General features: G+C 70.9%; 24 protein-coding genes. 20 read left to right on the top strand and 4 right to left on the bottom strand.

Features of this window, described 5'->3' with window-relative positions:
* The first annotated feature begins 158 nt into the window (after positions 1-158).
* The 6 genes from ACH5AC_RS36915 (at position 159) to ACH5AC_RS36890 (ending at position 5,628) form a co-directional block, all read left to right on the top strand.
* Positions 159-938, top strand: coding sequence for a response regulator transcription factor (locus tag ACH5AC_RS36915; RefSeq protein ID WP_398866727.1), 780 nt, complete (start codon positions 159-161; stop codon positions 936-938).
* Between the two features lie 96 nt (positions 939-1,034).
* Positions 1,035-2,057 carry a LacI family DNA-binding transcriptional regulator gene (locus tag ACH5AC_RS36910; RefSeq protein WP_398866726.1) on the top strand — a complete coding sequence of 341 codons (1,023 nt, stop codon included), beginning with the start codon at positions 1,035-1,037 and terminating at the stop codon, positions 2,055-2,057.
* 122 nt (positions 2,058-2,179) lie between these two features.
* Entirely contained in the window at positions 2,180-3,163 is a 984-nt protein-coding gene (locus tag ACH5AC_RS36905; RefSeq protein ID WP_398866725.1) for a S1C family serine protease, read from the top strand.
* Positions 3,164-3,176: 13 nt separating this feature from the next.
* On the top strand, positions 3,177-3,362 hold the full coding sequence (locus ACH5AC_RS36900) for a hypothetical protein (protein WP_398866724.1): 186 nt from the start codon (positions 3,177-3,179) through the stop codon (positions 3,360-3,362).
* A gap of 53 nt (positions 3,363-3,415) precedes the next feature.
* Entirely contained in the window at positions 3,416-4,153 is a 738-nt protein-coding gene (locus ACH5AC_RS36895) for a response regulator transcription factor (protein ID WP_398866723.1), read from the top strand.
* Positions 4,150-5,628, top strand: coding sequence for an ATP-binding protein (locus ACH5AC_RS36890; protein WP_398866722.1), 1,479 nt, complete (start codon positions 4,150-4,152; stop codon positions 5,626-5,628). Before ACH5AC_RS36895 ends, ACH5AC_RS36890 begins: the two co-directional genes overlap by 4 nt.
* On the opposite strand, the gene ACH5AC_RS36885 is transcribed toward ACH5AC_RS36890, so the two are convergent.
* Positions 5,618-5,815 carry a DUF397 domain-containing protein gene (locus ACH5AC_RS36885; RefSeq protein WP_398866721.1) on the bottom strand — a complete coding sequence of 66 codons (198 nt, stop codon included), beginning with the start codon at positions 5,813-5,815 and terminating at the stop codon, positions 5,618-5,620. The two genes, ACH5AC_RS36890 and ACH5AC_RS36885, sit on opposite strands and share 11 nt — an antisense overlap.
* Complete coding sequence (locus ACH5AC_RS36880; RefSeq protein WP_398866720.1) at positions 5,812-6,636, bottom strand: helix-turn-helix domain-containing protein; 825 nt, start codon at positions 6,634-6,636, stop codon at positions 5,812-5,814. The genes ACH5AC_RS36885 and ACH5AC_RS36880 overlap by 4 nt, the downstream gene beginning before the upstream one ends.
* Positions 6,637-6,824: 188 nt before the next feature.
* Here ACH5AC_RS36880 and ACH5AC_RS36875 point away from each other — a divergent pair, with 188 nt between their 5' ends.
* Entirely contained in the window at positions 6,825-7,064 is a 240-nt protein-coding gene (locus ACH5AC_RS36875; protein WP_398866719.1) for a hypothetical protein, read from the top strand.
* Positions 7,061-7,372: a hypothetical protein gene (locus ACH5AC_RS36870; protein WP_398866717.1), complete on the top strand. Its 312-nt coding sequence runs from the start codon at positions 7,061-7,063 to the stop codon at positions 7,370-7,372. The genes ACH5AC_RS36875 and ACH5AC_RS36870 overlap by 4 nt, the downstream gene beginning before the upstream one ends.
* A 9-nt stretch (positions 7,373-7,381) precedes the next feature.
* On the opposite strand, the gene ACH5AC_RS36865 is transcribed toward ACH5AC_RS36870, so the two are convergent.
* Positions 7,382-7,615 carry a hypothetical protein gene (locus ACH5AC_RS36865; protein ID WP_398866716.1) on the bottom strand — a complete coding sequence of 78 codons (234 nt, stop codon included), beginning with the start codon at positions 7,613-7,615 and terminating at the stop codon, positions 7,382-7,384.
* A gap of 8 nt (positions 7,616-7,623) precedes the next feature.
* Between ACH5AC_RS36865 and ACH5AC_RS36860 the strand changes: the two genes are divergently transcribed.
* The 5 genes from ACH5AC_RS36860 to ACH5AC_RS36840 all read left to right on the top strand — a co-directional run bounded on the left by ACH5AC_RS36860 (position 7,624) and on the right by ACH5AC_RS36840 (position 12,032).
* Positions 7,624-7,857, top strand: coding sequence for a hypothetical protein (locus ACH5AC_RS36860; RefSeq protein WP_398866715.1), 234 nt, complete (start codon positions 7,624-7,626; stop codon positions 7,855-7,857).
* Positions 7,858-8,001: 144 nt separating this feature from the next.
* On the top strand, positions 8,002-8,778 hold the full coding sequence (locus ACH5AC_RS36855) for a carbonic anhydrase (RefSeq protein WP_398866714.1): 777 nt from the start codon (positions 8,002-8,004) through the stop codon (positions 8,776-8,778).
* An 88-nt stretch (positions 8,779-8,866) separates the two neighbouring features.
* A complete protein-coding gene (locus ACH5AC_RS36850; RefSeq protein ID WP_398866713.1) occupies positions 8,867-9,613 on the top strand; it encodes a PH domain-containing protein in 747 nt (248 codons plus the stop codon).
* A 32-nt stretch (positions 9,614-9,645) separates the two neighbouring features.
* Entirely contained in the window at positions 9,646-10,917 is a 1,272-nt protein-coding gene (locus tag ACH5AC_RS36845; protein WP_398866712.1) for an ATP-binding protein, read from the top strand.
* Positions 10,914-12,032 (top strand): hypothetical protein, encoded by a 1,119-nt coding sequence (locus ACH5AC_RS36840; protein ID WP_398866711.1) that lies wholly within the window; start codon positions 10,914-10,916, stop codon positions 12,030-12,032. Before ACH5AC_RS36845 ends, ACH5AC_RS36840 begins: the two co-directional genes overlap by 4 nt.
* Before the next feature lie 57 nt (positions 12,033-12,089).
* Here ACH5AC_RS36840 and ACH5AC_RS36835 read toward each other — a convergent pair whose 3' ends face one another.
* Positions 12,090-13,898, bottom strand: coding sequence for a bifunctional metallophosphatase/5'-nucleotidase (locus ACH5AC_RS36835; protein WP_398866710.1), 1,809 nt, complete (start codon positions 13,896-13,898; stop codon positions 12,090-12,092).
* A 197-nt stretch (positions 13,899-14,095) separates the two neighbouring features.
* On the opposite strand from ACH5AC_RS36835, the gene mshD reads away from it, so the two are divergent.
* The 7 genes from mshD (at position 14,096) to pstA (ending at position 23,033) form a co-directional block, all read left to right on the top strand.
* On the top strand, positions 14,096-15,028 hold the full coding sequence (gene mshD, locus ACH5AC_RS36830; protein WP_398866709.1) for a mycothiol synthase: 933 nt from the start codon (positions 14,096-14,098) through the stop codon (positions 15,026-15,028).
* 601 nt (positions 15,029-15,629) lie between these two features.
* Positions 15,630-17,867, top strand: coding sequence for an RNA degradosome polyphosphate kinase (locus ACH5AC_RS36825; RefSeq protein WP_398866708.1), 2,238 nt, complete (start codon positions 15,630-15,632; stop codon positions 17,865-17,867).
* Positions 17,848-18,999, top strand: coding sequence for a CHAD domain-containing protein (locus ACH5AC_RS36820; protein WP_398866707.1), 1,152 nt, complete (start codon positions 17,848-17,850; stop codon positions 18,997-18,999). The genes ACH5AC_RS36825 and ACH5AC_RS36820 overlap by 20 nt, the downstream gene beginning before the upstream one ends.
* Positions 19,000-19,024: 25 nt before the next feature.
* Positions 19,025-19,447, top strand: coding sequence for an NUDIX hydrolase (locus ACH5AC_RS36815; protein WP_398866706.1), 423 nt, complete (start codon positions 19,025-19,027; stop codon positions 19,445-19,447).
* Between the two features lie 289 nt (positions 19,448-19,736).
* Entirely contained in the window at positions 19,737-20,867 is a 1,131-nt protein-coding gene (gene pstS / locus ACH5AC_RS36810) for a phosphate ABC transporter substrate-binding protein PstS (protein WP_398866705.1), read from the top strand.
* 100 nt (positions 20,868-20,967) lie between these two features.
* Positions 20,968-21,972: a phosphate ABC transporter permease subunit PstC gene (pstC, locus tag ACH5AC_RS36805; RefSeq protein ID WP_398866704.1), complete on the top strand. Its 1,005-nt coding sequence runs from the start codon at positions 20,968-20,970 to the stop codon at positions 21,970-21,972.
* The gene (gene pstA, locus ACH5AC_RS36800; protein ID WP_398866703.1) at positions 21,969-23,033 is read left to right on the top strand and encodes a phosphate ABC transporter permease PstA; all 1,065 of its coding nucleotides are present in this window, start codon (positions 21,969-21,971) and stop codon (positions 23,031-23,033) included. Before pstC ends, pstA begins: the two co-directional genes overlap by 4 nt.
* Positions 23,034-23,052 lie beyond the last annotated feature (19 nt).

Here is a 23,052-nt window from a genome sequence, read left to right as displayed (position 1 = left end):
AGCGTAGCCCCCGGGTCCTTTTGTGCTTTCGGAAGCGTTGTATACGAAGCGGGAAACCTGAGGTGAACGCAGGTGACCGCGGGTGTACGGGGCCCCGGGATCGCAGAGCAGTTCCGTACCGCACACGTCCTCGCAGGGACCGAGGAGGAACCAGACGTATGAGTTCTCTGCTGCTCCTGACCAACGCCCTCCAGCCGTCGACGGAGGTGCTCCCCGCCCTCGGCCTGCTCCTGCACAACGTGCGGGTCGCCCCGGCCGAGGGGCCCGCGCTCGTCGACACCCCGGGTGCCGACGTCATCCTCATCGACGGACGCCGCGACCTGCCCCAGGTCCGCAGCCTCTGCCAGCTGCTGCGCTCCACCGGGCCCGGCTGCCCGCTCGTCCTCGTCGTCACCGAGGGCGGCCTCGCCGCCGTCACCGCCGACTGGGGCATCGACGACGTACTCCTCGACACCGCCGGACCCGCCGAGGTCGAGGCACGGCTGCGGCTGGCCATGGGCCGGCAGCAGATCGTCAACGACGACTCCCCGATGGAGATCCGCAACGGCGACCTGTCGGTCGACGAGGCCACGTACTCCGCCAAGCTCAAGGGCCGGGTCCTCGACCTGACCTTCAAGGAGTTCGAGCTGCTGAAGTACCTCGCCCAGCACCCGGGCCGCGTCTTCACGCGCGCCCAGCTGCTGCAGGAGGTCTGGGGCTATGACTACTTCGGCGGCACCCGCACGGTCGACGTCCATGTACGACGGCTGCGCGCCAAGCTCGGACCGGAGCACGAGTCGCTGATCGGAACCGTCCGGAACGTCGGTTATCGATTCGTTACCCCGGAGAAGGTCGAGCGCGCCGCCGAGGAGGCGAAGGCCAAGGCGGACCGGACAAAGACGGACGAGAAGGACACGGGTGCCGTCGTAGGCGCCGAGGAAGTCCCCGCGGACGCGTAGCGGGCGGCGGGCAGGGCGCCGCCACCCGCGCGGACGCCCCCGGCGAAGCACCTTCACGCCCTGCCCAGAGCCGGTCTCTCCGCGTAGACTCCGCGCGTGGCCAAGGTGACTCGGGACGATGTGGCACGGCTGGCGGGAACCTCCACCGCCGTCGTCAGCTACGTCATCAACAACGGACCCCGGCCGGTCGCCCCGGCCACGCGCGAGCGTGTCCTCGCCGCCATCAAGGAACTGGGGTACCGGCCGGACCGGGTCGCCCAGGCGATGGCCTCCCGGCGGACGGACCTCATAGGTCTGATCGTGCCGGACGCGCGCCAGCCGTTCTTCGCGGAGATGGCGCACGCCGTCGAACAGGCCGCGTCCGAGCGCGGGAAAATGGTCCTCGTCGGCAACTCCGACTACATCGGCGAACGCGAGGTCCACTATCTGCGCGCCTTCCTGGGGATGCGGGTCTCCGGGCTCATCCTCGTCTCGCACCAGCTGAACGACCTCGCGGCGGCCGAGATCGACGCGTGGGACGCGCGCGTGGTGCTGCTGCACGAGCGGCCCGAGGCCATGGACGACGTGGCCGTCGTCCTCGACGACCTCAACGGCGCGCAGCTCGCCGTACGCCATCTGCTGGAGCACGGGTACGAGTACGTCGCCTGTATGGGCGGCATGGCGGAGACGCCGGCCGTCGGCGACCCCGTCTCCGACCACGTCGAGGGCTGGAAGCGGGCCATGGAGGAGGCGGGGCTCTCCACCGAGGGGCGGCTGTTCGAGGCGCCGTACAACAGGTACGACGCCTACGAGGTCGCGCTGGAGATCCTCTCCGGGCCCCGGCGCCCGCCCGCGGTCTTCTGCTCCACCGACGACCAGGCGATCGGGCTGCTGCGGGCCGCGCGGGAGCTGCGCATCGATGTGCCCGGGGAGCTCGCCGTCGCCGGGTTCGACGACATCAAGGAGGCGGCGCTGGCGGATCCGCCGCTGACGACCATCGCGTCGGACCGGTCGGCGATGGCCCGGGCCGCGGTGGATCTGGTGCTGGACGACGGGGTGCGGGTGGCGGGGTCCCGGCGGGAGCGGTTGAAGGTGTTCCCGTCGCGGTTGGTGGCGCGGCGGTCGTGCGGGTGTACGTGAGAGATCTCTGAGAGAGGGCCCTCAGAACCCAGAAGCGGCCTTATATCGGGCGAACGAGCTTCTGCCGGGCTTCTCAGGCAGCGCTCAGGAAGCTCTCATGGTCGGGCACGAAGCTCACTTCCATGACCGAGAGCTTCCGCCGCGACGGCGAGTACCAGAGCGCGTACCAGGACCCTCACCAGGGCGCCCAGCAGCAGTGGCCGGCGCCTCCGGCGCATGAACCGGCACCGGTGAAGCAGAAGCGGGCCCGAGGGCCGGTCGCCCTGCTCGCCGCCGTGGCGATCGTGGCCGCGGCGATCGGCGGCGGCACCGCCTACGGCATCCAGGAGCTCACCGGCGGCAACGACACCGTGGCCGCCTCGACCACCACCAGCGTGGTGCCGTCGAGCAAGAAGGGCGACATAGCGGCGATCGCCTCCGCCGTCAGCCCCAGCATCGTCGAGATCAACGCGACGCTCCCGGGCGGCTCCTCGACCGGCTCCGGCGTGATCATCACCGGTGACGGCGAGATCATCACCAACAACCACGTCATCGCCGGCGCGTCCTCGGTCAAGGTGAGGACGAGCGACGGCAAGGAGTACACCGCCGACGTCGTCGGCACCGACCCGAAGAAGGACCTGGCGCTGATCAAGCTGGAGAACGCCTCCGGCCTGACAGCCGCGAGCCTCGGCGACTCCGACGCCCTCCAGGTCGGTGACACCGTCGTCGCGATCGGCTCCCCCGAGGGCCTCACCGGCACCGTGACCAGCGGCATCGTCTCCGCCCTCGACCGGGACGTCACCGTCTCCACCGACGAGGGGCAGCAGCAACAGCAGCCGGGCGGCGGATGGCCCTTCGAGTTCGGCGGCCGGCAGTTCAACGGGGACACCGGGTCGTCCACGACGACGTACAAGGCGATCCAGACGGACGCCTCGCTGAACCCGGGCAACTCCGGCGGCGCGCTCATCGACATGAACGGCAACATCATCGGCATCAACTCGGCCATGTACTCGGCCGCCGGCTCCGGCTCGTCCGACGCGGGCAGCGTCGGCCTCGGCTTCGCCATCCCGGTCAACACCGTCAAGTCCGACCTCGCCTCGCTGCGCGCGGGCGGCTCCGACAACTGACCCGGAGGTCATCGTGATCAAGCAGATCCCGCACACGGCGAGCGGTTTCGGCGCGGCCGACCTGGGTCTGGCCCTCGACGTGGCGTACGCGCTGCATCCGCCGGTGGCGGGGACGCGGGCGCCGGAGGTGGCGGCCACCGGCGCCGCCGCCCGCACTGCGGCCCGGGCCCGTCGCCGCAAGGCGAACGTGCGACGCTGAGAGCGACGCCGTACGTCCCCCGTCCCCCACCGCATCAGAGGAAACCGACGCCCATGAGCCCCGCCGAAGGCGACCGTGACCCCCAGCGCATCCTGATCGTCGACGACGAGCCGGCGGTGCGCGAAGCACTCCAGCGCAGCCTCGCCTTCGAGGGCTACGACACGCGGGTCGCCGTCGACGGCGCCGACGCGCTGGAGAAGGCCACCGCCTACCGGCCCGACCTGGTCGTCCTCGACATCCAGATGCCGCGGATGGACGGACTGACCGCCGCCCGGCGCATCCGGGGCGCCGGTGACACGACCCCCATCCTGATGCTGACGGCCCGCGACACGGTCGGTGACCGGGTGACGGGGCTGGACGCCGGGGCCGACGACTACCTGGTCAAGCCGTTCGAACTGGACGAGCTGTTCGCCCGGGTCCGCGCGCTGCTGCGGCGCAGCTCCTACGCGGCCGCGGCCGGTGCCGGAGCCGAGGCGGACGACGAGGCGCTCACCTTCGCCGACCTGCGGATGGACCTCGCCACCCGCGAGGTGACGCGGGGTGGGCGGGCCGTCGAGCTGACCCGCACCGAGTTCAGCCTCCTGGAGATGTTCATGGCGCACCCGCGCCAGGTCCTCACCCGGGAGCAGATCCTGAAGGCCGTCTGGGGCTTCGACTTCGAGCCGTCCTCGAACTCGCTGGATGTGTATGTGATGTACCTGCGCCGCAAGACCGAGGCCGGGGGCGAGCCTCGCCTCGTGCACACCGTGCGCGGCGTGGGCTATGTACTGCGACAGGGCGGGGCCGAGTGAACAAGCTCGTACGCCGTTTCCGCTCCCTGCCCATCCGGGCGCGGCTGTCGCTGCTGGTGGCGGCGGCGGTGGCGTTCGCGGTGGCGGCGGTGTCGGTGACGTGCTGGTTCATTGTGCAGGGGAAGCTGTACGAGCAGCTCGACAACGACCTTGAGAAGTCCGCCAAGCGTCCGGTGGCCGTCGGACAGGCGGAGGCCCTGCTCGCCACGTGCCCGCAGGAGCCGTCCGAGTCGGTCTTCGGCGCACTCAAGGGCAGGGACCGGTTCTACTCGCAGCTCGTCAAGGCGGACGGCACGGCCTGCGTCTCCTCCGACTCCGCCGGCACGGTGAGGACCACGTCGGCCGACCGTACGGTCATCCGGGACGCGGCGAACGGCGGCGACGGCATCTTCCGCAACGGCACCGACTCCGACGGCAACGACGTCCGGGTGCTCACCGTGCCCCTCGTCGTCAGCCAGGGCCTGGGCAGCGGACCGGCGCTCTACGCCGACACGGCTCTCCTCATCGCCGTGCCCCTCAAAGGCACCCAGGACACCCTCAACGAACTCGCCCTCATCCTTCTCCTCGTCTCCGGGGTCGGAGTGGTGGGCGCGGGGGCTGCGGGACTCGCGGTGGCCCGGGCCGGACTCCGCCCCGTCGACAAGCTGACCGAGGCCGTCGAGCATGTCGCCCGGACCGAGGACCTCGGCATCCGCATCCCCGTGGAGGACGAGTCCGACGACGAGGTGGCCCGGCTCTCCCGGTCCTTCAACTCCATGACGTCCGCGCTGGCCAGCTCCCGGGAGTTGCAGCAGCAGCTGATCGCGGACGCGGGCCACGAACTGCGCACCCCTCTCACCTCCCTCCGCACCAACATCGAACTCCTCACCCGGAGTGAGGAGACCGGCCGGCCCCTCCCCGCCGCCGACCGCAAGGCTCTGCTCGCGTCGGTGAAGGCGCAGATGACCGAGCTGGCCTCCCTGATAGGCGACTTGCAGGAGCTGTCGAGGTCGGAGGGGCAGCGGGGCGAGCGGGTCCAGGTCGTCTCGCTGGAGGACACGGTGGAAGCCGCCCTGCGCCGGGCGCGGCTGCGCGGCCCCGAGCTGACGATCAGCGCTTCCCTGGAGCCCTGGTACACACGGGCCGAACCCGCCGCGCTGGAGCGGGCGGTGGTGAACATCCTCGACAACGCGGTGAAGTTCAGCCCGGAGGGCGGCACGATCGAGGTCACCCTGACGGGCGGCGTCCTGACCGTCCGGGACCACGGCCCCGGCATCCCCGAGGACGAACTCCCCCACGTCTTCGACCGCTTCTGGCGCTCCCCGAGCGCACGGGCCCTGCCGGGCTCCGGTCTCGGCCTGTCCATCGTCGCCCGTACGGTCCAGCAGTCCGGCGGCGAGGTCACCCTGGCCCGCGCGGAGGGCGGGGGCACGGTGGCGACGGTACGACTGCCGGGGGCGGCTGTGCCTCCGCCGGAGGGATCGCCTAGCCCTTGACTCGTGCCACGAACGCCGCCCAGGACACGGCCGAGAACACCAGCGGGCGGGCCGTTGGGGTCTTGCTGTCGCGGACGGGGACTATGCCGGGGTGGCCGTCGGCGACCTCGACGCAATCGTTGTCTCCCCCTTCGCTGTAGCTCGACTTGCGCCACACGGCGGCGGTGAGATCGTGGCTGCGCGTCATGATCTGTGCTCCTCCAGTACGTCCCTGATGAGCGCGAGCGAGTCCGACGGGGACAGCGCCAGATCGCGGAGCCGATCGTAGGACAACCGCTGCCGAAGAACTTCGTCCGGATCCTCGATCAAGCGACTGCAACCGTTGCCCTCTTTGTAGGCAACAGCACTTCCGTCCCTCTGCCAGAGCAGCGTCAACGACCCGTTCATATGGTGGTGCGCTCCGGCCGAGAACGGCAGTACTTGGAGCGCCATGTTGGGCCACAGCGCGGCGGCCTCAAGATGGAGTAGCTGATCGCGCCACGCCTCGGCCCAGGCAGCGGGGCGTCGGAGCGCGAACTCGTCCACCACGATCCGAACCTCGGGCTCCGGCTTCTGCCTCAGCAGGTACTGCCGCCCGAGCCGTGCCGCCACCTGCTCCTCGACGGCCTCGTCGCCGTCGGCCGTTGTCTGAGCGCCAGACAACACCCCCCGAGCGAAGTCCTCGGTCTGCAGAAGCCCGGGAATGCCCATCGAGAACTTCCACATGATCCGCGCCGTCGCCTCCAGCGCCATGAACTCCTTGTACCGGTCCTTGAACGCGTCCAGTCGAGCCGCCTTCCAGTGGCTGACCAACAGGTCACCAGTGCCGTAGTACGCGTCCAGGTCCTCCATGACCGTCACCTTGGACAGCCGTTCCCCCGACTCAAGTCGGCTCAGGTAGCTCTTCTCGTACCCGGTCCCCTCGGCCAACTGCGACAGCGACTTCCCGGCCTTCTCCCGCAGGACCCTCAGTGTCTGCCCGAGCATCGCCCGCCCGGAAACCGGCGCTGCGTCAACCTCTTCGCTCACGTCACCCCTCCCCGTTGCCTGCGCGCCAGACAACTCCGAACCTCTTCCACACCGTACGCCGAACCTGTGACGATCGAGCCACGAACGGTAATCACCGCTCGTCAAAGACCCTGCCACGACAAACCCCCGCAGCCGATGCAGCTCGGCCCGGGGGCGTGGCCGACGCGCGACAACGAAGGAGCGCCGACATGCGCGAACGTACCGCCGGATGCATCGAATGGCTACTGCTGCTGCTCGTGTGGGCCCTGCTGCCCGCCCGAGGACGCCACCGCGCGCTCCCGACCCCGGAGCGACTGCCCGACGCCGTACGGCCGTTGGACTCACGCCCCGACTTTCCACAGGCTGTGGATCCGATCCACTACGACACTCCCCTCGTCCGCCCGTACCTGCGCACCCTGGACCTCCACCGAGCCGAGGTGTCCGCGTGAACGCCGGTGAAGAGCGCGGGCTGCGGCTTCTGCCCTGGACCGGCCCCGAGGGCAAGCCCTGTTACCTCAGCACCGACAACGACAACAGCCGGCTCTCGCGGCTCGCCGACGACGTGGAGGAGGCGCAACTGGAGTCGGGGGAGCGGGTGCTGGCCGGGGCCAGGGCCGTGCTCGCCGACCCCCGGGCCGGGGAATGGGCGGTGCGGTTCGCGCTCGGCAGGGCGGTGGAATGCCTGGGGGACGCCCTGCGCGTGGCGGCCAGCCGGGGCGCACGAATCCCGATCCCGGCGGTCACCGACGACAGATAGGCCCCCCGGCTAGGAGTCGAGAAGGGTGCCCGGCAGGGCGAAGCGGGTTGTGGCGCCCGTGGTGAGGTTCACGCGGGTCACTGTTTTCTCGGTGTAGAGGAGCGCGGGGAGGTCGGCTCGGTGGAGTTCCTTGCCCGTGGTGGCGTTCAGTTCGAGGAGGGTCGTGGTGGTGCCGGAGGCCGCCGCCAGGACGATCGTGCCCTGCGGAGTGGTCGCGGCCGCATCGACCCGGGCGCCGTTCATGATCAACGGTGACGTGTCCGCCGGCTCCTTCCACCTGGGCCGCCCTCAGCGCCGCGATCAAGTCCACGCCCTGGACCGACATGAGTGGCTTCTCCTGGAAGGACGACCGTTTCACCGAGTACCGGAACACCGGACCGGGCGCGGGCGCCGCGAGCAGCGAGCGCCCGCATCTGACGGACGCCCAGGCGGCGGACCAGGAGGTCGCGGGCTGGCTGCAGGGCTGGACGCCCACGGCTTCCTGACACCGGGGCCGGGTCGGTCCGGGTCAAGGGAGGCGCACGGGAACGCCAAGAGCGGACCAATGATCGATCATCGAATTCCCGCGCACTCCCAACTTTCGGCAACGGCAAACGTCCACCACGGCGTTCGGGCATACGTTCGTGCGCGTGAACGCTGACAGATCCGCCGGCCCCACGCCGGCCTCCTCCCCCACGCCCGCCCGGCGCGCCCTGCTGCGCGCCGGGCTCACCGGCGCCGCGGCCCTGGGCACCGGAGTCGCCCTCGCCGCCGCCCCCGCCTCGGCCGCCCCCGTCTCCCCCCGACCCGCCGCGGCCGGCACCGCCTACGGCCGCCGACGACCCAGCACCCCCGCCGAGGCCCTGCGGGAGCTCGCGGCGGGCAACCGGCGCTGGCGCACCTTCCGTGAGCAGCACCCCGACGAGGCGCCCGCCGTGCGCCAGAGCCTGACCTCCGGTCAGCACCCGTTCGCCGTGGTCCTCGGCTGCATCGACTCCCGTGTCCCGCCGGAGCTGGTCTTCGACCAGGGCCTCGGTGACCTGTTCACCGTGCGCTCGGCCGGCGAGGTCCTGGACGAGGCGGTCCTCGGCAGCATCGCCTACGGGCCGCTCGAACTGGACACGCCGCTGATCGTCGTCCTCGGACACCAGTCGTGCGGTGCCGTCACCGCCGCCGTCGAGGCCGACGAGACCGGCAAGCGGCTCCCGGCCCACATCCAGTACCTGGCCGACCAGATAGCCCCCAACATCGACCACACCAAGGAGGGTGCGGCCCGCGTCGACGCGACCATCGACGCCAACGTCCGCGCCGTCCGCGCGCGGCTCGCCGCGGAACCCGATCTGGCGGCCCGGGTGGCCGACGGGCGGCTGGCGATCGTCGGGGCACGGTACGAGCTGACGACCCAGGTCGTGCATCGCATCGCCTGACCGCCTGGCGTACCGGTCACGACAGGTTCCGGCCATATGATCTCCCCGCCCATGCGCGCGCGTGCGTGGGCGGGGAGGGGGATCGCAGATGAGCGAGGAGTTTGCGGGACTCGACCGGGAGTACCGGAAGAGCGGCCGGGGCATGCCGGTGGAATTCATCGCCGTGGTGTTCATGGCCATGCTCATCATGGCCACTTTCACGCACGGCGTCATCATCGACGCCACGCCCGTGGAGGCGGTCCTGTGGGCCCTGCCGGTCATGGCGATCTGGGGAGCGGTCGTCGGCCGTATGGCACTGGAGCTGTGGCGGGCGCGCACCCGGGTCACGGCCGACGGGATCACCGTACGAGGCGTGCTGCGCACCCGGCACTTCCCCTGGTCCGGCGTCTACGACCTCCGGGTCGAGCCCCGCCGACGCGTCCGGAGGTCCACCCTGGCCCGCTGGCCCGCGTACCTCTACACCGTCGACGGCCGCCGCGTCCTGCTGCCCCACCTCGACGAACTCCAGCACGGCGACCCGCTCGCCGAGGTCGCCGACCTGCGCGCCACCGCCGTCCGCCTCGGGCTCACGACCTGCGGGGAACGGCCCGAGATGGAGGCGCGGCTGCTGCGCGGGGCGCGGCGGCGAGCGGCGTGGGAGCGGGCGGCCATGGGTGGGTGGCTGGTGTTCACCGGCATGTGCGTCCGCCAGCTTTGGCTGCTCTTCAGCGACCGGCCGATCGACCCTTATCCGCTGATCCTGGCCGTGCCGCTGGTTTCCCTCGCCGTCCTCTTCCTCGCCTTCGACCGGCTCGGTGAACTCCTCGCCGCCCGGCGTTCGCCGGGGACCGCCTGAGGGTGTCGTAGGGGGTCCGTAGGGTAGGGCGCATGTCCGAAGACTCGCCGCTGATCAAGAGCCTCCGTACGGCCGTCGCCGCGGCCCCCGCCGACGTACCCCTGCGGCTGCACCTCGCGGAACTGCTGCTGGACGCCGGGCAGGGCGATGCCGCCGTCTCCGAGGTCGCCGTCGCCCTGCAGCACGCGCCGGGGGACGCGCAGGCGCGGGAGTTGATGGCGCGGGCGATGGGGGTGCCGTCGCAGGCGCCCGCGCAGTCCGCGGAGGTGTCCGAACCGCCCGCCGATCCCTCCGGGTTCGACTGGAAGGCCGCCGAGCAACAGGTCGGGGACGTCGTACCGCCCCGGTTCGTCGAGACGCCGGACGCCGGGACGCCGCTCGCCGCAGAGGGACGGGATCAGCCGGGCGGCGGCGCGGATGCCTGGGACGTGGAGGCGCCGGGCGGCGTGCGGCTGGCCGATGTGGGGGGCATGCGGGAGGTGAAGGACCGTCTGGAGGCGGCCTTCCTCGCGCCGTTGCGCAATCCGGAGCTGCGGCGGCTGTACGGCAAGAGCCTGCGCGGCGGTCTGCTGCTGTACGGGCCGCCCGGCTGCGGCAAGACGTTCATCGCGCGGGCGGTCGCCGGTGAACTCGGCGCGTCCTTCCTGTCCGTGTCGGTCAACGACGTCCTCGACATGTGGATGGGCAACTCCGAGCGGAACATGCACGAGGTCTTCGAGGCCGCCCGCCGCCAGGCGCCCTGTGTGGTCTTCCTCGACGAGCTGGACGCGCTCGGCGCCAAGCGCAGCCGTACGGCGCACAGCGGCATGCGCAACACCGTCAACCAGCTGCTCACCGAGCTGGACGGCATCGACGCCGGCGCGAACGAGGGCGTGTTCGTGCTGGCCGCCACCAACGTGCCCTGGGACGTGGACGTCGCCCTGCGCCGTCCGGGCCGCCTGGACCGTACGCTGCTCGTCCTGCCGCCCGACGCGCCCGCGCGTGAGGCGATCCTCCGCTACCACCTGCGCGACCGGCCCATCGAGAACATCGACCTGGGCAAGCTGGCCAAGGCCACCGACGGCCTCTCCGGCGCCGACCTCGCCCATGTCTGCGAGGCGGCGTCCGAACGGGCCCTGCTGGACTCGGCCCGCACCGGCGCCGTCCGCATGATCGGCATGAAGGACCTGCTGTCCGCCGCGAAGGACGTCGTACCGTCGACCGAACCCTGGTTCGCCTCCGCCCGCAATGTGGCGATGTACGCCAATGAGGGCGGGATGTACGACGACCTCGTCGCGTATCTGAAGAAGCGGCGCAAGCTGTGACGTCCGTGCACCCCGCCGTGGAGCGGGCCGACGCGCTGATCGATCTGGAGCGGTACGACGAGGTGAAGGCGCTGCTGGTGAAGCGGCTCGCCGAGGATCCGGAGGACATCCGTGCCCTGATCGGGCTCGCCCTGTGCCTTCGGAAGGGAGACGAGGACAAGGACGGGGCGCTGGAGGCGGCGGAACGGGCGATCTCCCTCGACCCGGAGCACATCGGCGCCCGTATCGAGCACGCCTGCGCTCTGCAGTTCGGCGGCCGCATCGTCGACGCCGAGGACGACCTGCGCGAGGTCATCCGCCTGGCACCCGACTACTGGTACGGCTACGCGTTGCTCGGCCACTGGCTGTGGCGCATCAGGGGCATCCGGTACGGGCGGGAGCACGGGCTCGTCGACCGGGAGGCCATGCGGGCCCACCTGCAGGAGTCGGCCGAGCTGGTCCGGGAGGCCATGCGGCTGGCACCGGAGAAGGCGTTCCCCTACGAGGCGATGCGGTCGATCGCGGACATGCAGGGCGACAAGTCCCTCACCGACGACATGGACCGCGCGATCCTCAGGCTCGACCCGAGCAACCAGCAGGCCCTGACCCGGCAGACGCAGAAGGCGGCCGACGCCCCCGGCGTCAGGGCCCGCGAGGCCGCCACCCTCTACGCCGACGCCCTCGCCGTCGCCCCGGACTCGGCGGCGATGCAGCGCGGGCTCGACGACGCCTCGTACCGGCTCCTGCGCGGCCTGCGCTGGCCTGCCCTGTTCTGCCTGCTCTTCGCGGCCGTCGGCATCGATCTCTTCCCCGTGGAGGGAGAAGCCCAGCGGGCGCTGCCCCTTCCCCTCGGCCAACGTCTGTGGGACCTCGTCCCGATGACCGCGATCTGGGTGGTGAGCGCGTTGCTCGTCTACCGGCGTCTGCGCACCGGCATCCAGCTGAACCTGCGCTCGGTGGTCCGCCGCCGCGTCTGGCCGCGCATCGTCCTGGTCCAGGCGGCGTGGACGATGCTGTGCGCGCTGCTTGTCGTCGAGGTGCCGTGGACGGATCGGACGGTGCCCCAGGTGCTGTTCTGGGTGGGCCTGCTGTCGTCCCTCGCGACGATGCGGTTCGACCGGGACCGGACGGACTGAACGGTGAAGGGCCCGGTGCCTGAGCGCACCGGGCCCTTCAACTGTGCTGCCTGCCGCTTACCGCACGATCGTGATCCGGTTCGTCACCGGCGGCGCGATCGGGTTGGCGGCCGAGGAGTTGGCCGTCAGGTACTGCTCCAGGGCGGCCAGGTCGTCGGCGCCGACCAGGTCGTTGGTGCCCTGGCCCAGCGTCGGGAAGTTGTCGCCGCCGCCCGCGAGGAAGCTGTTCGTCGCGACGCGGTAGGTGGCCGACGGGTCGATCGCCACGCCATTGAGCTGGATGGAGTCCGTGACGACACGGTCGGCGCCGGTCTTCGTCAGGTCCAGCGTGTACGTCAGACCCGAGGACGGCAACAGGACCTTCGGCGCGGCCGCGTTACCGCCGCTCACCTGCTCCTTCAGCACCTGGATCAGCTGAGCGCCGGTGAAGTCCTGGAGGTTCACGGTGTTGGCGAACGGCTGCACGGTGAAGCCCTCGGCGTACGTCACCACACCGTCGCCCTCGCTGCCGCCGGCGTAGGTGAGGCCGGCCCGCACACCGCCCGGGTTCATCAGCGCCAGGTCGGTCTCCGGGTCGAGCTGCTTGGCGTACCACAGCTGCGCGTCCGCGATCAGGTCACCCATCGGGGACTCGGTGCCCGTGTTGGGGATGTCGGCGGAGATGTGGCCGATCGGGCGGTTGCCGATCGGGGCGGCCAGCGCGTTCCACTTGCTGATCAGCTCGGTCATGTCGGGCGCCTTGGGGACGTCCCGGGTGACCACGCGGTTCGCCGACTTCACCGACGTACGGGCGATGTCACCCGTGAAGCGGTCGTACGTCAACGTGGTGTCGGTGTAGAGGCGGCCGAAGGACGCGGCCGAGGTGACCATGCGGGGGTTGCCCGCCGGGTCGTTGACGGTGCACACGTACGGCGCGTGGGTGTGGCCGGTGACCAGCGCGTCGACCGCCGGGGTGATGTTCTTGGCGATGTCGACGATCGGGCCGGAGATGCCGTCGCCGGCGCCCGGCGAGTCACAGTCGTAGTTGTACGCGGTGCCGGCCGGGAAGCCGCCCTCGTGGATGAGCGCGACGATCGACTTCACGCCCTGTGCCTGGAGCACCTTGGCGTACTTGTTGATGGTCTCCACCTCGTCCTTGAAGACGAGGCCCTTGACGCCCTCGGCGGAGACGATGCCCGGAGTGTTCTCCAGGGTCACGCCGATGAAGCCGATCTTGACGTCCTTCTTCTTCCAGACCCAGTACGGCTTGAGGATCGGCTTGCCGGTCTTCTCGTCCAGCACGTTCGCGGCCAGGTACGGGAAGTCGGCGCCGGCGAAGCCCTCGTCGGTGTAGCAGCCGTCCGTCGGGTGGCAGCCGCCGTTCTGCAGGCGGGCCAGTTCCCGGGCGCCCTCGTCGAACTCGTGGTTGCCGACGCTGGTGACGTCCAGTTCGAGCTTGTTCAGCGCCTCGATGGTGGGCTCGTCGTGGAACAGGCCCGAGATCAGCGGGGAGGCGCCGACCATGTCACCGCCGGCCGCGGTGATCGTGTACGTCTGGCCCTCGCGGGCCTGGCGCAGGTGCGTCGCGAGGTACTCGATGCCGCCCGCGTTGACGGTCTCCGTGTGGCCGTCCTCGTGGAGTTCGGTGACCCGGCCGGAGGAGCCGGACGGCGGCTCCAGGTTGCCGTGCAGGTCGTTGAACGACAGCAGTTGCACGTCCTGGTAGCGGTTGGGCTTCGTCGGGTGGTAGCTGGGCTTCTTGCTGTCGCTGGCGCCCGCCGGGAGGGCGGCGGCCAGGGCGCCGGCGGTGGCGAGGACCGCGGCCCCCGCGACGATGCGGTAAGTGCGCCGTCTGCGGCTCGAGTAGGGCTGGGAAGTGGCTGGCATGCGCCCCCCTGTGCTGTGTTGCGTCCTGTGGGCCTGGGTCGGCCCAGTGAGGCGGTTGAGGATGTACGACCCCGTCCGGCGCAGCCTAGAGTCAACGCGCGTAGCGCGACAGGGGGTTCATGGTTACATCCTGGTTTCCCTTTTCCGAAGCCCTTGCTTTCGGCGCCCGGAACCCCCGCCCCCTTACCCTCGTACACATGACCAGCGACGACCCCGCACGGCTCCCGCTCCCCGTCTCCCGATCCATCGAGACCTACTCAGCGCTCGGCCCGGCCCAGATCGAGGCGGTCCTCGACCTGCTGGCGGAGGCCGCCCACACCGACGGCCAGCAGGCGGTGTCCGAGCAGGGCCGGCTGCAGCTGCGCGGCGGCGCACGCGAGGGCGTGTCCCATTTCCTGCTGACCATCACCGACCGACTTGTCGGATACGCGCAGTTGGAGGACACCGACCCCGTCGAGGCGCCGGCCGCCGAACTCGTCGTCCACCCCGCGCACCGCGGCCACGGCCACGGCCGCGCGCTCGGCTCCGCCCTGCTCGCCGCCTCCGGCAAGCGGCTGCGGGTCTGGGCCCACGGCGGCCACGCCGCCGCCCGGCATCTGGCCCAGGTCCTCGGCCTCACCCTGTTCCGTGAACTCCGCCAGATGCGCCGCCCCCTGACCGGCCTCGAACTGCCCGAGCCGGTCCTCCCGGACGGGGTGACGGTACGCACCTTCGTCCCCGGCGCCGACGACGCGGCCTGGCTCGCCGTCAACGCCGCCGCCTTCGCCCACCATCCCGAACAGGGCTCCCTCACCCAGCGCGACCTCGACGCCCGCAAGGCCGAACCCTGGTTCGACCCCGCCGGTTTCTTCCTCGCCTTCCGCGACGACCAGCTCATCGGCTTCCACTGGACCAAGGTCCACGCGGAGGAACAGCTCGGCGAGGTCTACGTCCTGGGAGTCGCCCCCGACGCCCAGGGCAGCGGCCTCGGCAAGTCCCTCACCACCATCGGGCTGCGCCACCTCGAACGGCAGGGGCTGCCGACCGCGATGCTCTACGTCGACGCGGACAACAAGGCGGCGGTGTCGGTGTACGAGCGGCTGGGGTTCGTGACCCACGAGGCGGATCTCATGTACCGCACGGAGACGTGACCGGCCGTATCCGCGCCCGGTGTCTTCCCGGCGGCTCCGGTGTCCACGCCGTGGCCGCGCCCGGTGTGATGGCCGTCGTGAAGCGGAGTGCGGTCGTACCGCCTCGTCCCCGGCGGTCAGGCCCTTGAGCCCGGTACGGATCGCGACTCCCGAGGGGCCGGGCACCACGAACGGCGCCGCCGACCCGTTCTCGCAGGCCACTGGCTGCTGGGCCTGCCCCGCCCCGCCCTGACGGTGCCGTCTACGCGCATAGATAACGAGGACGACGACCCCTTGTTGGGCCGCTTCGCAACGCCGCCGCGACGGCGGCCTGGGGACCCACGTCGTCGTGCACGCCCCTCCACGGGGGAGGAACGTGCGCGGACCGGACCTGCGCCTGACGACCGCGGGCCGCCGCGCGCTATCCCGCACGTCATGTCTCCGTAACCATTGATTCAGACGGACTTGCGACGCTCAGCCAATGAACGCCGCCGTGCCCGAGCCTTCGCCGCCTCCCGGCGAGCCGTCCTCGAACGGGACGCCTCCGGAGAAGACCGTCGCCGCGCTCCCGCCCGCACGTTCCGACGCGCCGGTGACGCTCGTGGCGCGGAACAATGGATCCATGAGCCAGCCGAACACCCAGGCCCAGGTCCAGGTCCAGCACGCGCAGCCCTCCGTGGGCTCCATAGCCGCGCACCGCCCGCACACCGTCGCCGCCGTGGTCTCCGATCTCGAACCCGACCTCGACGCCGACCTCGACGCCTACGAGGAGTCGCAGCAGGACGGCGTCCAGCTGCCGCAGGGTCGCTTCCTCGACCGGGAGCGCAGCTGGCTCGCGTTCAACGAGCGCGTCCTCGAACTCGCCGAGGACCCGAACACCCCGCTGCTCGAACGCGCGAACTTCCTCGCGATCTTCGCCAGCAACCTCGACGAGTTCTTCATGGTCCGCGTGGCCGGTCTGAAGCGCCGTATCGCCACCGGGGTCGCCACCCGCTCCGCGTCCGGCCTGCAGCCGCGTGAGGTCCTGGAGATGATCTGGGCCCGCTCCCGAGAGCTCATGGCCCGGCACGCCGCCTGCTACCACGAGGACGTCGCCCCCGCGCTCGCCGAGGAGGGCATCCACCTGGTCCGCTGGCAGGAGCTGACCGAGAAGGAGCAGGCCCGCCTCTTCACCCTGTTCCGGCACCAGATCTTCCCGGTGCTCACCCCGCTCGCCGTCGACCCCGCGCACCCCTTCCCGTACATCTCGGGCCTCTCCCTGAACCTGGCCGTGCGCGTACGGAACCCCGTCACCGGCACGCCCCACTTCGCGCGCGTGAAGGTGCCGCCGCTGCTCTCCCGCTTCCTGGAGTGCTCCCCGGGCCGGTACGTCCCCCTGGAGGACGTCATCGCCGCCCACCTGGAGGAGCTGTTCCCGGGCATGGAGGTGCTGGAGCACCACACCTTCCGGGTCACCCGCAACGAGGACCTGGAGGTCGAGGAGGACGACGCCGAGAACCTGCTCCAGGCCCTGGAGAAGGAGCTCATGCGGCGCCGCTTCGGGCCGCCGGTGCGCCTGGAGGTCGAGGAGAACATCGACCGGGAGATCCTCGACCTGCTGGTGCGCGAGCTGAAGATCACCGAGGCCGAGGTGTACCCGCTGCCGGGCCCGCTGGACCTGACCGGCCTGTTCCGCATCCACGGTCTGGACCGGCCGGAGCTGAAGTACCAGAAGTTCGTCGCCGGCACCCACCGCGACCTCGCCGAGGTGGAGTCGGCGTCCGCGCCCGACATCTTCGCGGCCCTGCGCAAGCGCGACGTACTGCTGCACCACCCGTACGACAGCTTCTCCACGTCCGTCCAGGCGTTCCTGGAGCAGGCCGCGGGCGACCCGGACGTCCTCGCGATCAAGCAGACCCTGTACCGGACGTCCGGCGACTCCCCGATAGTCGACGCGCTCATCGACGCCGCCGAGTCCGGCAAGCAGGTCCTCGTGCTGGTCGAGATCAAGGCCCGCTTCGACGAGCACGCCAACATCAAGTGGGCGCGCAAGCTGGAGGAGGCCGGCTGCCATGTCGTCTACGGCCTGGTCGGCCTGAAGACCCACTGCAAGCTGTCACTCGTGGTCCGCCAGGAGGGCGACACGCTACGGCGCTACAGCCACGTCGGCACGGGCAACTACCACCCGAAGACGGCCCGCCTCTACGAGGACCTCGGCCTGCTCACCGCCGACCCGCAGGTCGGAGCGGACCTGTCCGACCTGTTCAACCGGCTCTCCGGCTACTCCCGCCGGGAGACCTACCGCCGGCTCCTCGTCGCCCCCAAGTCCCTGCGCGACGGCCTGGTCTCGCGGATCAACAAGGAGGTCCAGCACCACCGTGCGGGCCGCCCCGCCTTCGTCCGCATCAAGGTCAACTCGATGGTCGACGAGGCCGTCATCGACGCCTGCTACCGGGCGTCCCAGGCGGGTGTGCCGGTCGACATCTGGGTCCGCGGCATCTGCGCGATCCGCCCGGGCGTGACGGGCCTGTCGGAGAACGTCCGGGTCCGCTCGATCCTCGGCCGCTTCCTCGAACACTCCCGGATCTTCGCCTTCGGCAACGGCGGCGAGCCCGAGGTGTGGCTCGGCAGCGCCGACATGATGCACCGCAACCTCGACCGCCGGATAGAGGCCCTGGTCAGGGTCGTCGACCCGGCCCACCGCGCCGCGCTCAACCGGCTGCTGGAGACCGGCATGGCGGACACCACCGCCTCCTGGCACCTCGGCCCGGACGGCGAGTGGACCCGGCACGCGGCCGACGGGGACGGCCAACCCCTGCGCAACGTTCAGGAGATGCTCATAGACGCCCGGAGGCGCCGGCGTGGCACAGCGACACCATGACCTGACGGACTCCGCGACCGGCCGCGCACCCACCGGAGACGCCCTCGCCGGCTACCTCCGGGCGCAGGCCACGGAGTTCCTCCGCGCGCTGCGCCTGCACCGGGAGACCGGGGGCGGCGCGGCGGGCGGTACGGGTACGGAGGCCGCCGCCGACGCGACCCGCGCCCTGCGCCGCGCGGCCCGCCGCATCAGCGGTTCGCTCCACACCTTCCGCCCCCTCCTCGACTCGGACTGGTCCGAGGAGATGCGCCCCGAACTCGCCTGGGTCTCCGGCACCCTGGCCCTGGAACACGCCCACGAGTCCCGCCTGCAACGCCTCCTCCTGGCCCTCCACCGCCTGTCGGGCACAACGACACCGACGGTGCCTGCGCAGGGGGGCGCCGCGGCGGATCGCTCCGACCCGGTCGTAGCTGCGGGCAGTCGTGCCGCCGGGGCGGCACGGGTGGGCGAGGGGGGTGCCCCTGGCAGCGCCGGTCACGCCACCCACCCCCCGGCCCCCCTCGACCGCGGCAACCTCACAGTCGGCGCCGCGAAGGCCGGCGCCCTGCTCGACCGCCAGCTCACGCTCGCCCGCACCCGGGCCCACTCCACCTCCCTCCAGGCCCTCGGCTCCTCCCGCTTCCACGCCGTCGCGGACAAGATCGCCCTCCTGGCCAGCGAGGTCCCCCTCACCCCCACCGCGTCCAGCACAGCCCTGCACCCCCTGGCCGCAGCCGCCGAGGAGCGCCTCACGGACGCGATCGCCGCCCTGCCCCTCCTCACCGCCGGCCTCCCCTACAACGCCGAGGCCCTGGTCCACGGCCTGTCCCCGGAACCGGCCCCCCACCCCCAGGACGCCCCCTGGCACCAGGTCCGCCTGCTCCTGCGCCTGCACCGCTACGCGCTCGACGTCCTGCACGGCGAGGCCCACACCCCCGACGTACGGCTGCTCGCGGGCGGCCAGGCCCTCGACCGGCACCGCGACGCCGCGGAGGCGGCCGCCGCGGCGGCCCAGGCCGCCCGCACCCCCCGGATCGCCCCGGCGACGGCGTACGCCCTCGGCGTCCTGCACGCCGACCAGCGCCACGAGGTCGAGGCGGCCCGGTACGCGTTCCAGCGGGCCTGGCAGCGGCAGACGATCAACACCCCGTAGTGACCGACGAGGGAGGCGGTGACCGGTGAGCTCCCCCGAGGACACCACCGTCCAGGCGGCCGGCTGCGTCCTGTGGCGCCGCTCACCCATCGGCGATTCCCTTGAAGTGTGCATCGTCCATCGCCCGAAATACGATGATTGGTCACACCCCAAAGGCAAACTCAAGCGTGATGAGAACCCCCTGCTCGGCGCCCTGCGCGAGGTGCTGGAGGAGACCGGCTGCACCGCCTCGCCCGGCATCGAGCTGCCCACCGTCCGCTACCTGGCGAACGGCCGCCCCAAGCGGGTCCGCTACTGGGCGGCCGAGGCCGGCGGCGGCGGTTTCACGCCGAATGCGGAGGTGGACCGCATCCTGTGGCTGCCGCCCACCGCCGCGAAGGAAGCGCTGAGCCAACCGAGGGACCGCGACCTCGTCGACGCGCTGCTGGAGTCCCTGCGCCTGTCATAGTCGAGCCGCCCCACAGCCGCCCCCGACAGTCGCCCCGCAGCGGAGCCGCTCCGGGATCCCCCCGTGTCCTCGGCGTAAGCCTTCCGTGACCTAACCGCACCGACCACAGGGGTTCACCCCCCGTTCACTTACGCCAACAGGCGCCTTCACCTGTTCTGCCTAATTTCGGCCTTACCCGGTGCGGAACACGACCTACGGGACGTGTCCACGCCACGCAGACCTCGTAAGAAACGCAGATCTCGCACGCCGCCGAATTCAGGACGGCGGCTCCTGGAAGGATCTCCCTCAAGTGAAGCTTCAGCGCAAGAACCGGCGGGCTCTCGCTCTCGGCGCGATCGCCGTCTCCGGCGCCCTGGCCCTCACGGCGTGCGGCTCCGACGACACCGGCTCCAACGGCGGCGACGCCACCAACACCGCGACCGCCGCGGCCGGCAACGTCGACTGCGCCGGCGCCAAGGGCCAGCTGCAGGCGTCCGGCTCCTCCGCGCAGAAGAACGCGATCGACGCCTGGGTCAAGGCGTACACGGCCGCGTGCAAGGACGTGCAGGTCAACTACAACCCGACCGGCTCGGGCGCGGGCATCACCGCGTTCCTGCAGGGTCAGACCTCGTTCGCCGGCTCGGACTCCGCGCTGAAGCCCGAGGAGGTCGAGGAGTCCAAGAAGGTCTGCACCGGCGGTCAGGCCATCGACCTGCCGATGGTCGGCGGTCCGGTCGCCATCGGCTTCAACGTCCCGGGCGTCGACAAGCTCGTCCTGGACGCCGCCACCGTGGCCAAGATCTTCGACAGCCAGATCACCAACTGGAACGACGAGGCCATCGCGAAGCTGAACCCCGACGCGAAGCTTCCCGACCTCAAGATCCAGGCGTTCCACCGCTCGGACGAGTCCGGCACCACGGACAACTTCACCAAGTACCTGGCCGCCGCCGCCCCGAACGACTGGAAGTACGAGTCCGGCAAGGCGTGGAAGGCCAAGGGCGGCCAGGCCGCGCAGGGCTCCTCCGGCGTGGCGCAGCAGGTGAAGCAGACCGCCGGTGCGATCTCGTACTTCGAGCTCTCCTACGCCAAGGACGGCATCAAGACGGTCTCCCTGAACACCGGCGCCGCCGCTCCGGTCGACGCCACCCTGGAGAACGCCACCAAGGCCATCGCCGCCGCCAAGACCGTCGGCACCGGCTCCGACCTGGCCCTGAAGCTGGACTACGCCACCAAGGCGGAGGGTGCCTACCCGATCACCCTGGTGACGTACGAGATCGTCTGCGACAAGGGCAACAAGTCCGACACGCTGGCCACCACGAAGTCCTTCCTGAACTTCATGGCCTCGAAGGACGGCCAGGCGCTGCTGACGGGCGCGGACTACGCCCCGATGCCCGACGAGATCATCACCAAGGTCCGCGAGACCATCTCGGGCCTGAGCTAATCCAGAGTGCGGTCCGGCCCCCGACCGGGGTCGGACCGCACCGTCCGGTGCACCGCCGCCAGGAGCCCCCGTCCGGAGGCTCCGCAGACCGGAGAACCCGATGGACATATCCACACAGAACAAGACCGCGCCCCCCGCACCCCGGCCCACCGGGACCGAGCAGAAGCGCGCCGCCCGCGGCGCCACCCGCCCCGGAGACCGCATCTTCCTCGGTCTCTCCCGCGGGTCCGGCATCTTCGTCCTGGTGATCATGGCCGCCATCGCGGCCTTCCTCACCTACCGGGCCATCCTCGCCATCAACAAGGACGAGGCCAACTTCTTCACCAGCTTCGAGTGGAACCCCAGCGGCAACCCGCCGGAGTTCGGCATCGCCGTCCTGGCCTTCGGCACCGTCGTGTCGTCGATCATCGCCATGGCCATCGCGGTCCCGGTCGCGGTGGGCATCGCCCTGTTCATCACGCATTACGCCCCGCGCAAGCTGGGCGGCCCCATCGCCTACGTGATCGACCTGCTCGCCGCCGTGCCGTCCATCGTCTACGGCCTCTGGGGCGCCCTCGTGCTCGTACCGCACCTGGAGGGCCTCTACAGCTGGCTGGACGAGTACCTCGGCTGGACCGGCATCTTCGAGTGGAACGGCGGCGCCCCGCGCTCGATGCTCACCGTGGGCATCGTGCTCGCGATCATGATCCTGCCGATCATCACCAACGTGAGCCGTGAGGTCTTCCGCCAGGTCCCGCAGATGCACGAGGAGGCGGCCCTGGCGCTCGGCGCCACCCGCTGGGAGGTCATCCGCATGTCGGTCCTCCCCTTCGGCCGCTCCGGCGTGATCTCCGCCTCGATGCTCGGCCTCGGCCGCGCGCTCGGCGAGACGATGGCCGTCGCCATGGTGCTCTCCCCGAGCTTCGACATCAGCGCCAGCCTGCTGGACCCGGGCGGCGGCACGTTCGCGCAGAACATCGCCAGCAAGTTCAACGAGGCCAGCGAGATCGGCCGGGACGCGCTGATCGCCTCCGGTCTGGTGCTCTTCGTCATCACCCTGCTGGTCAACGGCGCGGCCCGCATGATCATCGCCCGCCGCAAGGAGTACTCGGGGGCCAACGCATGAGCAACGCAACCCTCTCCCCCAAGCGCCCGAGCACCCTGCGCGGCGCGCACCTGCCCAAGTGGTTCTCCTGGGCGGTCGCCGCGGGCTCGATCGCCCTGGGCCTCGGCATCAGCGCCGCGGCCGGCCTGGACAGCAACGTCCAGTGGGGCCTGATCGCCGCGCTCCTGTTCGTCCTGGGCACCTACGGCATCTCCGCCCGCGTCGAGGGCAAGCGCCAGGCCAAGGACCGGGTGGCGACCAGCCTGGTGTGGGTCGCGTTCATCCTGGCCGTCATCCCGCTCGCCTCCCTCGTCTGGGAGACCGTCAAGCGCGGCACGAAGGTCTTCGACGTCTACTTCCTGACCCACTCGATGGGCGTGGTCGCCGACACCGAGCCCGGCGGCGGCATCTACCACGCCATCCTCGGCACCCTGGAGCAGGTCGGCCTCGCCGCCCTGATCTCCGTGCCGGTCGGTGTGCTCACCGCGATCTACCTGGTCGAGTACGGCCGTGGCAAGCTCGCCAAGGCCGTCACCTTCTTCGTCGACGTCATGACGGGCATCCCGTCGATCGTCGCGGGTCTGTTCGTCCTCAGTCTCTGGATCCTGATGCTCGACATGGGGCCGTCCGGTTTCGCCGGCTCGCTGGCCCTGTGCATCCTGATGATTCCGGTCGTCGTCCGCTCCACCGAGGAGATGCTCAAGCTCGTCCCGAACGAGCTGCGGGAGGCGTCGCTGGCCCTGGGCGTGCCCAAGTGGCGCACCATCCTGAAGGTGGTCCTGCCGACGTCCCTCGGCGGTATCACCACCGGCGTGATGCTCGCGATCGCCCGTATCACCGGTGAGACGGCCCCCGTGCTGCTGCTCGTCTGGGGCACCAACTTCATCAACGCCAACCCGTTCGCCGACCCGCAGGCATCGCTGCCGATGTACATCTACCTGCAGTACGCGAACAGCGGCGGCTCCGGCGCGGCGTACGACCGCGCGTGGGCGGCGGCCCTGGCCCTCATCGCCTTCATCATGATCCTCAATCTGGTGGCCCGCGGCATCGCCCGCTGGAAGGCCCCGAAGACCGGTCGCTGACGCGGCCATACAGCGACCG

Source organism: Streptomyces sp. NPDC018693, assembly GCF_044391385.1.
Classification (GTDB): domain Bacteria; phylum Actinomycetota; class Actinomycetes; order Streptomycetales; family Streptomycetaceae; genus Streptomyces.
The sequence above is the reverse complement of the archived record's forward strand: the minus strand, read 5'-3'. Positions and strand labels throughout refer to the sequence as shown.